This window comes from Limosilactobacillus gastricus DSM 16045, assembly GCF_001434365.1.
Classification (GTDB): Bacteria; Bacillota; Bacilli; order Lactobacillales; family Lactobacillaceae; genus Limosilactobacillus; species Limosilactobacillus gastricus.
The window spans coordinates 42,596-58,288 of record NZ_AZFN01000006.1 but is presented as its reverse complement, the minus strand read 5'-3'; the positions used below and the strand labels follow the sequence as shown (position 1 = coordinate 58,288).

Annotated in this window: 17 protein-coding genes; 13 read left to right on the top strand and 4 right to left on the bottom strand. The window is 41.4% G+C overall.

The annotated features are described in order from the left end of the window. Window positions 1-65 precede the first annotated feature (65 nt). From FC60_RS02905 to FC60_RS02885, 5 genes are all read left to right on the top strand, one after another. Window positions 66-839 carry a sulfite exporter TauE/SafE family protein gene (locus tag FC60_RS02905; RefSeq protein WP_056937001.1) on the top strand — a complete coding sequence of 258 codons (774 nt, stop codon included), beginning with the start codon at window positions 66-68 and terminating at the stop codon, window positions 837-839. A 79-nt stretch (window positions 840-918) separates the two neighbouring features. Then, complete coding sequence (locus FC60_RS02900; protein ID WP_056937000.1) at window positions 919-1,578, top strand: histidine phosphatase family protein; 660 nt, start codon at window positions 919-921, stop codon at window positions 1,576-1,578. A 13-nt stretch (window positions 1,579-1,591) separates the two neighbouring features. Then, the gene (locus FC60_RS02895; RefSeq protein ID WP_056936999.1) at window positions 1,592-2,263 is read left to right on the top strand and encodes a tetratricopeptide repeat protein; all 672 of its coding nucleotides are present in this window, start codon (window positions 1,592-1,594) and stop codon (window positions 2,261-2,263) included. Window positions 2,264-2,285: 22 nt separating this feature from the next. Further along, on the top strand, window positions 2,286-4,802 hold the full coding sequence (gene recD2, locus FC60_RS02890) for an SF1B family DNA helicase RecD2 (RefSeq protein ID WP_056936998.1): 2,517 nt from the start codon (window positions 2,286-2,288) through the stop codon (window positions 4,800-4,802). 69 nt (window positions 4,803-4,871) lie between these two features. Then, entirely contained in the window at window positions 4,872-5,849 is a 978-nt protein-coding gene (locus FC60_RS02885; protein WP_056936997.1) for a ribose-phosphate diphosphokinase, read from the top strand. Window positions 5,850-5,901: 52 nt separating this feature from the next. On the opposite strand, the gene FC60_RS02880 is transcribed toward FC60_RS02885, so the two are convergent. The 4 genes from FC60_RS02880 to def all read right to left on the bottom strand — a co-directional run bounded on the left by FC60_RS02880 (window position 5,902) and on the right by def (window position 8,870). Beyond that, on the bottom strand, window positions 5,902-6,342 hold the full coding sequence (locus FC60_RS02880; protein ID WP_007122791.1) for a transcriptional regulator Spx: 441 nt from the start codon (window positions 6,340-6,342) through the stop codon (window positions 5,902-5,904). Between the two features lie 105 nt (window positions 6,343-6,447). Beyond that, window positions 6,448-7,368: a diacylglycerol/lipid kinase family protein gene (locus FC60_RS02875; RefSeq protein ID WP_056936996.1), complete on the bottom strand. Its 921-nt coding sequence runs from the start codon at window positions 7,366-7,368 to the stop codon at window positions 6,448-6,450. A 51-nt stretch (window positions 7,369-7,419) separates the two neighbouring features. Next, the gene (locus tag FC60_RS02870; protein ID WP_056936995.1) at window positions 7,420-7,632 is read right to left on the bottom strand and encodes a DNA-directed RNA polymerase subunit epsilon; all 213 of its coding nucleotides are present in this window, start codon (window positions 7,630-7,632) and stop codon (window positions 7,420-7,422) included. A gap of 671 nt (window positions 7,633-8,303) precedes the next feature. After that, a complete protein-coding gene (gene def, locus FC60_RS02860; protein ID WP_056936993.1) occupies window positions 8,304-8,870 on the bottom strand; it encodes a peptide deformylase in 567 nt (188 codons plus the stop codon). Between the two features lie 131 nt (window positions 8,871-9,001). On the opposite strand from def, the gene FC60_RS02855 reads away from it, so the two are divergent. The 8 genes from FC60_RS02855 to FC60_RS02820 all read left to right on the top strand — a co-directional run bounded on the left by FC60_RS02855 (window position 9,002) and on the right by FC60_RS02820 (window position 15,656). Then, window positions 9,002-9,283: a UPF0223 family protein gene (locus tag FC60_RS02855; protein WP_056936992.1), complete on the top strand. Its 282-nt coding sequence runs from the start codon at window positions 9,002-9,004 to the stop codon at window positions 9,281-9,283. A gap of 2 nt (window positions 9,284-9,285) precedes the next feature. Then, window positions 9,286-10,050, top strand: coding sequence for an inositol monophosphatase family protein (locus FC60_RS02850; protein ID WP_056936991.1), 765 nt, complete (start codon window positions 9,286-9,288; stop codon window positions 10,048-10,050). Window positions 10,051-10,124: 74 nt separating this feature from the next. Beyond that, a complete protein-coding gene (gene typA / locus FC60_RS02845; RefSeq protein ID WP_056936990.1) occupies window positions 10,125-11,969 on the top strand; it encodes a translational GTPase TypA in 1,845 nt (614 codons plus the stop codon). A gap of 98 nt (window positions 11,970-12,067) precedes the next feature. Further along, window positions 12,068-13,237, top strand: a complete 1,170-nt coding sequence (locus FC60_RS02840; protein ID WP_056936989.1) for an FtsW/RodA/SpoVE family cell cycle protein — start codon at window positions 12,068-12,070, stop codon at window positions 13,235-13,237. Further along, complete coding sequence (locus tag FC60_RS02835; protein ID WP_056936988.1) at window positions 13,238-13,528, top strand: DUF2129 domain-containing protein; 291 nt, start codon at window positions 13,238-13,240, stop codon at window positions 13,526-13,528. A 3-nt stretch (window positions 13,529-13,531) separates the two neighbouring features. After that, window positions 13,532-14,095, top strand: a complete 564-nt coding sequence (rsmD, locus tag FC60_RS02830; protein ID WP_056936987.1) for a 16S rRNA (guanine(966)-N(2))-methyltransferase RsmD — start codon at window positions 13,532-13,534, stop codon at window positions 14,093-14,095. Beyond that, a complete protein-coding gene (gene coaD, locus FC60_RS02825) occupies window positions 14,096-14,629 on the top strand; it encodes a pantetheine-phosphate adenylyltransferase (RefSeq protein WP_056936986.1) in 534 nt (177 codons plus the stop codon). Then, complete coding sequence (locus FC60_RS02820; protein ID WP_056936985.1) at window positions 14,601-15,656, top strand: SepM family pheromone-processing serine protease; 1,056 nt, start codon at window positions 14,601-14,603, stop codon at window positions 15,654-15,656. The genes coaD and FC60_RS02820 overlap by 29 nt, the downstream gene beginning before the upstream one ends. The last annotated feature ends 37 nt before the right edge of the window (window positions 15,657-15,693 follow it).

The window sequence follows — 15,693 nt, the reverse complement described above, 5'->3', positions numbered from 1 at the left end:
AAGTTAATCTTAACAATTGAGGCGCTTAGCCTCTTTTTTTAACTTTCAAATCGGGGGAATTAGGAATGGGGACGCTTTTATTTTGGGCTGCTCTGGCTGTTGTGGGATTTTTAGCTGGCCTGGTTAGTTCAGCAGCAGGGTTAGCCTCTCTAATTTCATATCCAGCTTTATTAATGTTCGGTCTTAACCCAATTATGGCTAATGTTACTAATACCTTTGGTACCATTACTAGTTCAGGGAGTGCCTTGTTGGCATCAATTCCCGAATTGAAACATTCGGCTAAACAAATCTTACGCATCTTACCAATTACAATCGTCGGGGCGGTAATCGGTTCCTTCCTTTTATTCATGATTCCGGAAGCCCAATTTAAACATTTGGTACCGTTCTTTATGTTATTTGCGGCGGTAACTTTGCTATGGCCGCGGCGCTTAAAGAAGGGGCAATCTCTAAAGGAAGAAAGTAAGCAAATTAAGCATGCGCGTCTGAGAAATCTTTTTGCTTATATCGGGGTTTGGTTAGTATCGATTTATCAAGGCTATTTTGGTGCTGGAGCAGGTGTATTGGTCCTCACCTTATTTACCGTGATTAATCGTGATCAAACTTATGCCACCAATAATGCCATTAAAAATGTTTCCATTGCGGTGACTAATATTCTATCGGTGATCATTTATGCCTTTGAAACCACCATTTTGTGGGGGTACGTCTTACCAATGGCAGTCGGGTACTTCTTTGGTGGATTAGTGGGTCCCCGGATTGTTCGCTACGTCCCCACTCGGGTCATGCAAATTATCGTGGGGATTGGGGCTTTAATTTTGGCGGTGGCCTTAGCAGTTTGGTAATTTAATCAGCAAAATATTCCCTATTATTCTGATAATTTGGTATTATTAAAAAAGTATAACGGGTGGAAAGTGATTTAAGATGACAACCTTTTATTTTATTCGACATGGCAAAACAGAATGGAACTTACAGGGCCGTTACCAAGGTGCTAATGGGAATTCACCATTGTTGCCGGAAAGCCACCATGATATTAAATTGTTGGCTCAATATTTAAGGGGAACAGAGTTTAAACATGCCTATACGAGTCCCTTATTACGCGCCCAGGAAACGGCGACCGAACTGATTGATCAGTTAGAGATGCCGATCCCGTTGACCTTGGATAAGCGGATTGCGGAAGTTAATTTGGGTGATCTGGAGGGGATGTATTACCGTGATGCCCAAAAGCAATGGCCGACGGTAATTGATAATTTTCATTATCATGCTGATAGCTATAATGAACAAATTATTCATGGTGAGAGCTTTCCACACGTCATCGAACGATTTAAAGAAGCGGTTCGGGATTATGCGCATTTCAATCCTACTGGCAATGTCTTAGTGGTTTCCCATGGGGCGGCCTTGAACGCTGGTATTAACGGGATCTTAGGGGTGCCCTTAGCGCATTTGAAAGATCGAGGGGGCTTGAGTAATACCTCAACGACGATTGTAACGACTGAGGATCAAGGGATGACCTTTGAACTTCAACAATGGAATGAAACTTCATATTTACAGCGTCAATTTATTGATCCAACTGATACAATTTAACGGGGGTGAAAGAATGGATCCAAAAGTACAATCTAATCAATCTGAAAAACTTGTGCATAGCCTAGTTCAAGCGATTGATCAGGAACCAACTAAATTCAATAATTACTATGAACTTGGTTCATTATTAACGCGACTGCAAGATTTTGAGCAAGCTGAAGAGTTGTTTATGAAGGCACTCGGGATTTTCGAACAACGCGATGATTCTCGTGCCGTGGATTTTTTGAAATATGGCTTGGGTAACCTTTACTACACGGTCGACAAGGTTGATGAGGCGATCAAGTACTATGATCAGGTTTCTGATGAAAATTTAAAGGCAGATGCTTACTTAATGATGGCCCAATCATATGTAAAAAAACATGATTACAAACGGGCAATTGTATATGGACTCACCGCTTATGAAGCTCGACCTTCAGATCCAGAGATTGCACAAGTACTGGGGGATGCTTTACTGGAGACTGGTGAATTTAAAGAAGCGGCTAAGTATTATGATCAGATCTTAACCCGCCATCCTGGTCGAGCGGATACGCAATTTAATCGGGGGCTAGTGGCGATGGCCATGAATGAACCATATACGGAATATTTAGAGCAAGCACAACAGTTAGACCCTGATTATTATAAAGCTAGCGAACAACGGATTGCGGAGATTAAAGCAACCTTGCAACAATTGAATTTAGACGAACAATAAAGCTGAATTTAGGGAGAAAACAATGGCAAAAAAGGCGCAAGCAGATTACAACACTCCCATTCAGCATTTAGCAAATGTCACCACCACAGGTCCCACCTCGTTTACTGGTACGGTTGAACGAGTGATTTTTAATCGGGGGCTTTTTTTTATTGTGGCGGTTTCGGTTGAGGATGCTAATTTTGAATGGGATACTGATAAGATTACAGTTACTGGGCAACTCGGTGAAGTCAACGAAGGTGATCAGTACGAATTTGATGGACGGGTAGTTGATAATCCATGTTATGGTCTCCAATTTAATAGTAACGGTTGTCATGCGGTTTTACCGCATACAGCTAAGACCTTGACTAGATTCTTGCGGGGGCGGCACCTACCTTTGAATCATGTTGCAACGGCTGCGCGTCAAATATTTGATCATTTTGGTAAAGAAGCGGTCAATCATTTATTAGAGCAACCGACCGATTTGGCTGAAATTAAGACAATGGATGCGGCTGATCAACAAATTTTGATTAAGTTATTCAAACAACTTAGTTTTGGTAGTTCCACGAGTCAAATTATCCAGCGGCTCAAAGGTTTAGGCTTTTCGGAACGATTCGTTAACCTAATTTTTGATCAATATGGGACGCGCGCTTTGCAAATCTTAGATGATAATCCTTATCAATATGCGGTTGATTTGCAAGAATGGGGGCTAACCTTTCTCATGGTTGATCAAATTGCCCAGGAATCATTAGGCATTGCTGGTGATGATGCTCGTCGGATCCAAGGCGCTCTTTTGTGTCTAGCGGACGATCTCACAAACCAACAGGGGGGCACTTATGTGCAAGTTTCCCAATTATTACAACAGGCTCAGCAACGTTTGAATTTCACCAAGTTAACGGTTGATCAAGGGCAAGTGCAAACCCAACTACAAATATTATTAGAGGACAAACGTTTATATCAGGAAAACGGAACGGATGTTTATCCAGCCAGTCTGTATCAAGCCGAATGGCAAATTGCCCAGGAGCTGCATGATTTAACTGCTAATCCGATAGAAGTTGATGAAGACCAACTTACCGAAGTGGTTAAAACCGTTAGTGATCAACAAGATATTCAATATGACGAAATTCAAATTGATGCAATTAAATTAGCTTTATCATCGCGGGTTATGATGATTACGGGGGGACCAGGAACCGGTAAAACTACGATTTTAAATGGGATTGTACAAAGTTATTTACGCTTGTATCCAGATAAGACCGAAAGTAATGTCCGCTTAGTAGCGCCGACTGGAAGGGCGGCTAAACAAATTAATGGGGTAACCGGGATTGATGCCAGCACGATTCATCGATTACTCGGTCTAACCTTAGATAATTCCGCTGAAGAATTACTTCAAGGAAATGACTTAACCGCGATAAGTGGTGATTTATTAATTGTGGACGAAATGTCGATGACGAGTACCATCCTATTTGCGACCCTCTTATCGGCAGTAGAAAATAATTGCCAATTGATCCTAGTGGGTGATGTTGATCAACTACCATCAGTAGGTCCAGGCCAGGTTTTTCATGATTTGTTAGCCTTTGATCAGTTACCGCAGTGTCGCCTATCACATATTTATCGCCAAGGAGATGACTCTTCAATTATTCCTTTAGCGCAACGAATTAATCAGGGACAAGTTGATCCAGTTTTTTTTGCGCCGACCCCAGCCAATCGTTATGCACGTCGTCAGTTTATTCGCTGTTCTAGTCAGGTAGTTGCCCGTCGAATCGGTGAAATAATTCAACTGTACCAAAGTAAGTATCAACAGCAATTAATGGATATCCAAGTGTTGACGCCTTTTCATGGTGGCGCCTCTGGAACCGATTCATTAAATCAGTATCTACAAGAGTTATTAAATCCAGTTACTGACCAGCAACCAGTATATCGAAGTAGTCAAGGTGAACTGCGGATAGGTGATAAGGTCATGCAAACAATTAACGATGCCGAACGAAATGTCTTTAATGGTGATGTTGGGATTATTAAAACAATTGAAGGCAATGCGGTGTTAAATGGTGACTCTCAGGAAAAATTCAGCCTCAAAATGACCGTTGATTTTGATGGTCAGGAGATTGAGTATGAACGTCCTAATCAAGTAGTCGCCTTGCAACTAGCTTATTGCATGACGATTCATAAATCGCAAGGTAGTCAATCACCAGTAGTTATCATTCCTTTGTTCAATGATCAATTCTATAGTGCCAGTCAACATGAAACGATCTTGCATCGGAATCTCTTATATACGGCCGTGACGAGAACTTCCCGAGCTTTGATGATGTTGGGCGATCCCGAAGCGTTCGTCCAATGTTCCCAATCGCCAACTGTTTATCGTGCGACATCGTTAACCAAACGACTGGTATCTGTATGGAAAAATTCAGAAGCTAAGGAAACTGCATCACAGGTAGCTTCTGAAGATAGAAAGGATGCTCAAGGAGTTCAGCTTAAAAGACCGGGAGTGCTTACCGCTCAGATGGTGTTGAATGAAGAGGTCGATCCAATGATCGGGATGACTGGAATAAAACCGCAAGATTTCTAAACTTGCTTGCAAGTCCGATGGATCCTTGTAATAATATTAGTAGTTATATGTGTGGGAAAGGAACCAATTATGAGTGAACTACAGAATGCTGCCGATGTAAGATTATTTGCTTTAAACTCGAATCGTCCCTTAGCCGAAAAAATTGCGGAAGAGCTAGGATTACCGCTCTCAGAATGTACGGTTAGTCATTTTGCGGATGGTGAAATTTCGATAACCATTAATGAAAGTGTGCGGGGCCGGGAAGTTTACGTGATCCAATCAACCTCGGATCCGGTCAATGACAATTTAATGGAATTGTTAATTATGATTGACGCTTTACGTAGAGCGAGTGCTAAAAAGATTAACGTGGTTTTGCCTTATTATGGATACGCTCGTCAAGACCGGAAGGCGCGCTCTCGGGAACCAATTACGGCCAAGTTAGTGGCTAATTTATTAGAATTGGATCAGATTGATCGCTTGATTGCGGTTGATTTACATGCCGCTCAGGTACAAGGCTTCTTTGATATTCCGGTTGATCATTTACAGGCGGCCCCAACCTTGGCCAAATACTTTTTGGGCCAAGCGATTAGTGACGATATCGTGATTGTATCGCCAGATCATGCAGGGATGACGATGGCAAGGCGGTTTGCAGAATTACTAGGTGACGATGTGAGTGTCGCCATTGTTGATAAGCGGACTGAAGATACCCGCGAAAATCCTGATTTAACCATGCCTAGTATGATTATCGGGGACGTTAAGGATAAGGTAGCGATTATCGTTGATGATATTATTGATACGGGAAATCGGCTAACTAATTCGGCCGAACTAGTTTCCAAAAAAGGTGCGAAGGAGGTCTTTGCCGTTGCAACCCATCCAGTCTTATCGGGGGATGCATCAGAGCGAATTCAAGCCTCAGCTATCAAAGAGATGGTTACAACTGATACGATTGTTGTTCCTGAAACGAAGCAATTTGATAAATTAAAGCAATTATCGGTGGCGCCATTATTAGCAGAAGCAATTATTCGGATTCATAACCATCAATCAATTCACCACTTATTTAAAATTTAGGGCCAAAAAAGGGATGCTGATGAAATTTCACCAGCATCCCTTTTATATAGTCTTATTTAATACGAGCATATTCAACTTGTGGTTGTGGCCCCATGGCAGGGGTTAACTTACCAAGCAAGCGATTTAATTCGAGACGACGTTGCCGCTTAGGAATAAATACTCCCATTTTTTCTTGATCGAATCCAGTTACCAATTTGTTTTCATTAAAAATAATTGGGTTCCGCAAGATGTGTGGGTTAGTCGCCACTGCTGCAGTTAGTTGATTAATTGTGACATTTTCAGAATCCATCTTTAAAGCTTTCGTATCACGGGAGCGCTTCGAGATAAGATCCTCGGTCCCATCCATTGAGATGGCAAGTAGATCAAGCACTTCAGCTTGGGTTAAAGGTTCCTTTTCGATGTTACGTTGAGTAACAGTGATCCCGTGTTGGGTAAGCCATTGTACGGCTTTACGCTTTGATGGATCATTAGTGTGGAAAAATAAAGTAACCATCCAAATCACTCCTTTCAAGATATATCTATTGTACGTGACAATTTTTTTATTGAAAAGTGATTTACCTGCTAATTAAATAATTCTTTACTTTTAGTAACCAATTCTTTAAGAATCCTTAATGATATCCCAAAATGGATACCGAACGCTGTCGATTGTTAAGTTAACTAAGTGACTACCTTTAACTTCATGATCAGTAGTAATAGTTAATGGCTTCGAAGCACTAAAGTGGAACCATTTTTCCCGATACCGTTGGCTACCAAGTAAGAATAACTGTTGATGGCGAAACATCAGCCACAACCCCCAGATAAGACGCCATTGGTGATGTTCTTTAGCAATGGCAATTTCAAGTGGTGGTCGTAAATATTGCTTATTCCGAAAATGATAGGTTCGAGTGAAGGGAAAGTTAACGACCTGGGTATTGATAGCATTTGGAAAAATAATATGGTGACGATTAACGTTCAACATTAAATTGTAAGGGGCAATTTGCTTACTAGCTTGTTGAGCTGTTCGTAAATATCGCCAGGTCCGAATGGGGCCAGGGCCAATTAATTGATCCACCGCTGCTGACAAACCAATCGATAGACGATTGATAAAATAACCTTGGACTTGATCTGCTGAATTAATATAGTGGCCGAGATTGATTTCGACCGGTTTCTTAGTCGTTAAGATTCGATTAATTAAAGTATTTGGTGAATGGTTAACATTTAATTGTTTAGCCAAAAAACTATTCGGATTAGTCGGAATAAAGGCAAAAGGAATTTTGTCTTCTTGTTGAACCGGAGGTATTAACCCATTGATGACGGCATTTACTAATTCGTCATTGCCGATCACGACTACGATCAAATTCTGATGGTGGTGAAGGCGTTCATAGGATTTATGGGCCAGGCGTTGGGCATGCTGATAGTCCTTGATAAAAGCAAATTCATAGGCACACCGGGCTTGATCTAAGATTGGTTGAATCGTTTGCCAGATCGTGCGACCTTGGTCGTGATTTACAGTGGGATTGATGAGAAAAGATAGGTACATCGTCACGACCTCCTTTCGGTCACAAATAAAAAGCTGGGTTGCCCCAGCCAATTAAAACGTCGTTAACTTAAAATCGTCACTTTCTTTTTCGTAAGCTAAAGCGGCATCAGAAAGTTCTTCAATTAATTCTACATTATAGTCGGTGTTTTCTTCTACTAAGGCCCGAACTTCGGCTTCAGAATCCGCTTCAATGTATAGTGATTGGGTGTTTTCCCGACGAGGGGTTTCAGTTTTTGTAGGTTGATAATATACTTTAAAAGTCATTATGAACTCCTTCATGATAAATTTCAGTACTGTTATTCTAACACATTTAAATGGTAGTGTCGCTAGTCGATTGAGGATGGTATCCTTATAATGGATAAAAAGGAGAGTGATTCAATGTCGTTTCTATATGTAATTATTATTACACTAATCCTTATTTTGGTGATTTATCAGATCATTCATCGAACCTTAGTTAAGCGTCATGATCAACAACAGCAAGTTGCCGCTCAACAGGTAACGGATCAAGTGGTAATGGCAGCCCTAGCAGATCATTTAGCTAGTGACCATTACGATCATCAATCTTCCATTGTGGCGGAAGTATGGGGCAATGGGGTTCAGGCCTTTGAATACCAGATTCATTTTGATTTGTGCGATGAACAAGAGTTACGTTGGTTAAGCCATCAAAATTTATCACAAGCCATTGAGGAGATCGCTAGACAAAAACAGATTGCAGGATTTAATGCTCAATCAGCTCCCTTCGTGGTTACGGATTGGTGGGTCTATCAGCAAAAACTACACTTTGATGTAGCCTATGTTTCAAACGAAGCCACCCGTGAATATGTTGAAGACCTAAGTAAGTTAAATCAAAAGGCAAACNAATATGTTGAAGACCTAAGTAAGTTAAATCAAAAGGCAAACTAAAAATAAGTTGGTGAAATTTCACCAACTTATTTTTATGATAGGAGTATTAAATCATCAGGATGATTGAAAGGCTCATTTTCATCAATGTGATCATAGAATAAAACGCCAATCAAGTGATCGAGTTCATGTTGAACGACAATGGCTGGATAATGCTTTAATCGTACTTGCTTAGTTTCACCAGCCAGATTTTGATATTTCAAGGTGATTCGATCATGACGTGGGACATAGCCGGGGACGTCACGATCAACAGAGAGACATCCTTCACCTTCAGCTAATGCAGCCATTTGCACTGATTCACTAAGGATAACTGGATTAACTAATACATCTTTAAAGGCTGGTTCGTCGTCTTCGTTTTCACCAGGGATTAGGACTGCAGTCATGCGTACCCCATGATTAACTTGAGGAGCTGCTAAACCAACTCCGGCGCGCAGTTGGTATTTTTCAGCAATTTCTTCATTCTGACTGTTTTCTAAATATTCCATTAATTGTTGGGCAAGTTGTTGATTCTCTACCGATAAAGGAAAGTCAACTTTGGCTGCCCGCGTCCGCAATACTGGGTTGTTGTCTGTATCACGTACAATATCATCCATTGTGATCATTATGATGGACCTCATTTCTCTTTCTTTTATGAAGTATTTTAGCACATTCCTTAGGAAAACACTTAAATTCTGGTATGTCAGTCGAAAATCCATTAAAATGGTAACTAGTAATAAATGAAGGAGTTGGTCAGATGGCTGGGGGGAATTATGCATATCCACTGGATTCGGGTTGGTCTACGGAGGAGCTGATCGCCGTTACAAATTTATATCAAGTTGTCGAAGATGCCTATGAAATTGGGGTCTCACGTTCAAAAATTTTAAAGGCATACGCTGACTTTAAAAAGGTGGTTAGTTCGAAAGCTTTTGAAAAACAACTTAGTCGGCAATTTGCAAAAGTGTCTGGCTATGAAATTTATCAGGTTGTTAGAAGGGCCCAAACCGATGAGAGTAGTAAGATAAAAATGGAGGGATGAGCATGTTAGCGGAGATTGACCAGCAAATCCAAACTTTAATTCGTGAAGTTGGCGAACGGACGAAAGCCGCCATGCAAGCCGATTTTACTATTGATGAAAAAACTAGTCCTCATGATTTGGTGACGACGGTTGACAAACAAAACGAACAAATCATTAATCAACGACTTCGGGAAATTGACCCAACAGCGCAAATTATTTCCGAAGAAGGCTTTGGTGATCAAGTTCACGATATTCATGGCCACGTTTGGATTGTTGATCCCGTCGATGGGACGATGAATTTTATCATGGAACGGGAAAATTTTGCGATTATGTTGGCTCTCTACATTGATGGGCAACCAACTTTAGGCTATATTTTGGACGTAATGAAAGGTCTCTTATATCATGGGGGGCCTGCACTGGGTGTCTGGGAAAATGATCATCAATTATCAAGGCCCTTAAATCGTGGCTTGCGAGATGGACTAATTGACGTTTCTTCCCGGATTTTAATGAATGATCTTCATCATGCCCAAACCGCGGCCAAAGCTGCCCGCAGCATTCGGGTCTTTGGTAGTGCCGGAATTTCGATGACCCAATTAATAACTGGACGAACGGGAGCCTACATCACTAACTTAAAGCCTTGGGATTTAGCCCCAGGACGGGTCCTAGCCGAAGCCCAAGGTTTAGTCGTCAAACGGATTGACGAACAACCGATTGATATGCTATCATCTAACTTTGTATTAGTAGCTACTCCAAAAGCTGCCAAAGATATCATGGAATTGATCAATTAGCAGTAACTGTGACCAATGTCACAGTTTTTTTATGAGAATTGACCATACTTTAAGGAAATGGAAGGAATAGACTTTTGAAATTACGTGACGATATTCGTAACATTGCGATCATTGCTCACGTTGACCACGGTAAGACGACCTTGGTTAACGAGATGTTAAAGCAATCCAATACGCTCCCTGAACACTTCGATATTCAAGACCGGGCGATGGATACTAATGATTTGGAAAAAGAACGTGGAATTACGATTCTTTCCAAGAACACAGCCGTGAAATATGGTGACTACCAAATCAACATTTTAGATACCCCAGGTCACGCCGATTTTGGTGGTGAAGTAGAACGGGTTATGAAGATGGTTGACGGGGTTCTTTTAGTGGTGGATGCGTTTGAAGGGACTATGCCACAAACGCGCTTCGTCTTGCAAAAGGCCTTAGAACAACACTTAACCCCAATCGTGGTTATTAACAAAGTTGACCGTGATGGTGCTCGTCCAGAAGAAGTTGTTGATGAAGTGCTCGACTTATTCATTGAACTCGGCGCGGATGAAGATCAACTAGACTTCCCGGTAATTTATGCTTCGGCGATGAACGGGACTTCTAGCTATGATTCTGATATTTCAACTCAAGAACACACGATGAAGCCTTTGTTTGACACGATCGTGGAAAAGATTCCAGCCCCAGTTGACAATTCAGACGAACCATTACAATTCCAAGTTTCAATTCTTGATTACAACGACTTCGTTGGTCGGATTGGGATTGGTCGGGTTGTCCGGGGACAGATTCATGTTGGTGATCAAGTTACCTTAATGAAACTTGATGGATCGACTAAGAACTTCCGGGTCACGAAACTCTTTGGGTTTGTTGGCTTGAAGCGAATTGAAATTGATTCTGCTAAGGCTGGGGACTTAATTGCGGTTTCTGGTATGGAAGATATCAACGTTGGTGAAACGGTTGTAGATCCAGAACATCCAGAAGCTTTAACTCCATTACGGATTGATCCACCTACTTTACAAATGACATTCCGGACTAACGATTCTCCATTTGCTGGTCGGGAAGGGAAATTTGTGACTTCGCGGCAATTACAAAACCGGCTAGAATCTGAATTGGAAACGGATGTTTCTTTGCGGGTTGAAGATACTGATGATCCTGGAGCTTGGGTTGTTTCTGGACGGGGTGAATTACATTTATCCATCTTAATTGAAACCCTTCGGCGGGAAGGCTTTGAACTCCAAGTATCACGGCCAGAAGTTATCTACCGTGAGATCGATGGGGTAATGAGCGAACCATACGAAGAAGTTCAAATTGATACCCCAGATGAATATACTGGTTCCATTATTGACAGTTTGTCTAAGCGGAAAGGTGAAATGCAAAACATGGAACCTTCCAACAACGGTCAAACGCGGTTGATTTTTGAAGTTCCTTCACGGGGATTGATTGGTTACTCAACGGAATTCATGTCCTTAACGCGTGGTTATGGGATCATGAGTCATGTCTTTGACCAATACAAGCCAGTGATTAAGAATTGGAACCCTGGTCGGCAAAAGGGTACTTTAGTATCAATGAATGCTGGGAAGGCAACAACTTATGCTATGATGGGGATTGAAAGTCGGGGAACCCTTTTGATCGATCCTGGGACAGAAGTGTACGAAGGGATGATCGTTGGTGAAAATAGTCGGGAGAATGACATCACGGTTAACATCACTAAGGGGAAGAACCTTACTAACGTTCGGGCTGCTGGTTCTGACGATATGGCACGAATCAAGACTCCAACGCATTTATCATTAGAAGAATCATTGGAATTCTTAAATGAAGATGAATACTGTGAAATTACACCAGAAAACGTGCGGTTACGGAAGCAAATTCTGGAAACTAATGCACGGGAAAAGGCGGCTAAGCGTCGGAAAGCTGCTTCACGAAAGTAATTTAATGAATGGGCGGGAATAATTCCTGTCCATTTTTTAATTGCCCAAACTTTAGTGGTATAATATTTTCCATGATTTAATATTAAGTGGAGAGCATCATGAATAAACAAAAGAAACGCTCAGTCTTAGGCTGGGATCCCTATTTACTGATCCCGTATTTAATTTTATGTATTATTGGGATTGTGATGGTTTATTCGGCTAGTGCGGATGTGGCCATGCAAGTTGGGGGGACAGCCCGCAGTTATTTAGTTAAGCAATCAATTTTTGCTTTGGTAGGAATTGGGATCTTCTTTTTGTTATCGCGAGTCAATTTAACCTTTTGGCGAAGTAAATATACCCTAGGTTTCCTTTCGGGATTACTGATCGTGCTCTTAGTTTATGTTCGCTTTTTTGGTGCAGCCGTTAATGGGGCGCGCGGATGGGTTAATCTGGGACCGGTCAGTATCCAACCCGCCGAAGTTTGTAAATTCTTTTTAACCATCTATTTGGCCGATCAATTTGCACGTTACGAAAACTTATCACGGTCTGATTATTTAAGTAAACTTCGAAAACCGATCATATTAACAATAGTCCTGATCGGGTTGATTTTGAGTCAACCCGATACAGGGGGAGCTTTAATTAATGCTTCGATTTTTTTGGTTATTATCATGGCTAGCCGTATACCTTGGAAATATGGAGCAACTGCTTTAGTGGGGGGGGTTCTAGCCCTACTAATTGGCTTGCCATATGTGGCGCAATTGTTTGCTAAGATCGGTGGGTATCGAGCCGCCCGGTTTGTCGCCTACCTGAATCCCTTTGCTAATGCCTCGGGATCGGGGACGCAATTAGTTAACTCCTACTATGCCATTAGTAATGGGGGGATTTTTGGTAGTGGAATTGGTAATAGTATTCAAAAGATGGGGTACTTACCAGAATCCAATACTGATTTTATTTTAGCGATTATCAGTGAAGAATTAGGATTGGTCACGGTTTTAATTATTCTGGCCTTATTGGCAACCTTAATTTGTCGGATTATCCTGTTAGGTATCCGGTCGAATAACCTGTATGAGACTTTGTTGTGTTATGGGACTGGCACTTTTTTTGCCGTGGAAACGATGTTTAATGTTGGGGCCGTATGTGGACTCTTACCAATTACCGGAGTGACCTTACCTTTTATTAGTTATGGGGGTTCCAGTATGTTTGTCTTGAGTGCTTCATTGGGCCTGGTCGCTAATGTGGAACGTCGAATGCGCCGTCAAAAAGCGCGCCATCGACAGGAGGTGGCTTAAATGACTGTTGAAACAGAACATTCTATTCCACAAAGAACGAGTCTATCTGTTTATATTCGGGGACGCCGCGTTTTACGAGTTCTCCGTCATTATGGGCATATTCAATATGTTTCGCGCCGAGCAAATTATGTCATCTTATATGTGAACCAAGCTCAAGTTGCCGAAATTAAACCGGAAATTGAAAAACTGCATGATGTTTATCGAGTCTTACCATCTCCATGGTCCACTGTCGATCCGACAATTTCATCGGTTGCAGAAACGGGAATAATTCCTTCAACAGAAGAGGAGTAAGCAATGCGAGTAGTATCAGGGAAATTTCGGGGACGCAAATTACAAGCCGTTCCTGGGATGGCGACGCGTCCTACAACTGATAAAGTTAAAGAGTCGTTATTTAATATGATTGGGCCCTACTTCAACGGTGGACAGTCCTTAGATTTGTATGCCGGGAGTGGTGGTTTAAGTATTGAAGGGGTCTCACGAGGAATCGACCATGCTTTTTTGGTAGATCGACAGTATCAAGCGATTAAAACGATTAAACATAACGTTGCTTTAACCAAGCATGAAGATCAATTCACGATTATTAAACAAGATGCCCAACGCATTTTACCGGTTATAGCGGGGCAAGGGGTGCGATTGGATTTAATCTATCTTGATCCCCCGTATGCTAAACAACAAATAATTAAGGATATTCAATCCTTGGTGGATTTAAATTTATTGAATTATGGAGCACTGGTGGTCTGTGAAACCAATCAAGAAGCCAATTTACCGACGGATTTATCCCAGTTTGAATTAGTTCGACAGCAAACATATGGCATCACGGTGCTGACCATTTATCGTTTTACAGGTGAGGAAGTATAAATGAAAGTAGCATTATTTCCAGGATCGTTTGATCCATTAACCATGGGGCATTTAGACTTAATTCGGCGAGCCAGTCATTTATTTGATCAGGTGGCCGTAGCCGTCATGAATAATTCAAGTAAGCATCCCTTGTTTACGGTTCCAGAACGGGTTAATCAAATCGAAACGGCCGTTGCGGGCTTAAGTAATGTTTCCGTAATTACAGCCCAAGGGCTAACCGTGAACTTAATGAATCAAATGGGGGCTGATTACTTACTACGCGGTTTACGAAATGAAACCGATTTTCGTTATGAGCGGGATATCGCGGCGATGAATCATTACTTGGATGATCAGATCGAAACCGTCTTTTTATTAACGGATCCTAAATATCAACATTTATCTAGTAGCCTTTTAAAAGAGGTCGCGCTTGAAGGTGGGGATATATCGGCTTATTTACCAGAAAATCTGAATCAAGCACTGCAAAAACAAATCCACGATCGGATGATTGAACGGGTAAAACAGGTTAATGAAAAATCAAGAACGTCGTCTGATTAGACGCTTAATTTTAATTATTTTCGGGATTCTAGTGGCCATGTGGTTCTTCTTATGGCCATTGAATAGCTATATTGAAACTCCAGGGACGGCGGATGCATTAAAGTCTTACGTTACGATTAAAAAGCACCCTGATAAATGGAAGGGTAGCTATATGTTGACATCGGTTTATTTGCAACGTGCGCGCCCAGTCACATACTTGTGGGCAAAGTTCATGAATCCTTTGGCGACAATTGAAAGTGCTGAGGATGTCACGGGTGGGCAAAGTGATAAGACCTATGACAAGGTTCAAAACTTTTATATGCAAAGTGCGATTAACCAGGCGATTTCGGTTGCATATAAGGCGGCAGGACAACAGTACACAAAAAAGTATTTAGGTATTTACGTCCTTGAAGTTCAGAAAAATTCGAAGTTCAAAAAGAAGATTAAGGTTGGTGATACCATCACCAAAGTTGACGGACATCACTTTAATACGGCGGCGGGTTATCAAAAATACATTGCTAAACAAGGGGTCGGCCATCGATTAAGTGTGACCTATACTCATAATGGTAAAACCAAAACAGTTACTGAACCTCTGGTGAAGTTATCTACTGGTAAGGCCGGCATTGGGATTATCTTGACCGATAATGTAAAGGTTACTACAGACATTCCAGTGAAAGTTGATCCTGGTGAAATTGGTGGGCCTTCCGGTGGATTAATGTTTGCCTTACAAATTTATCAACAAATTTCGGGTAAAGATCTTCGACACGGTCAACAAATTGCCGGGACAGGCACGATTGCAGCGGATGGGAGTGTAGGAGAGATTGGTGGTATTGATAAAAAAGTAGTAGCTGCTCATAAAGCCGGAGCAACTATCTTCTTTGCCCCATACGTTAAACCAACTAAAGAGTTACTAAAATATGAAGAACAACATATGACAAACTATCAATTGGCAAAGAAAACGGCTAAAAAATATGCGCCGAATATGAAAGTGGTCCCAGTTACTAGTTTCCAAGATGCAGTTGATTATTTAAATGAACATGCTAAATAAGAGCGGGCTGAATTAAATCAGGATGGTTTAGTTCAGG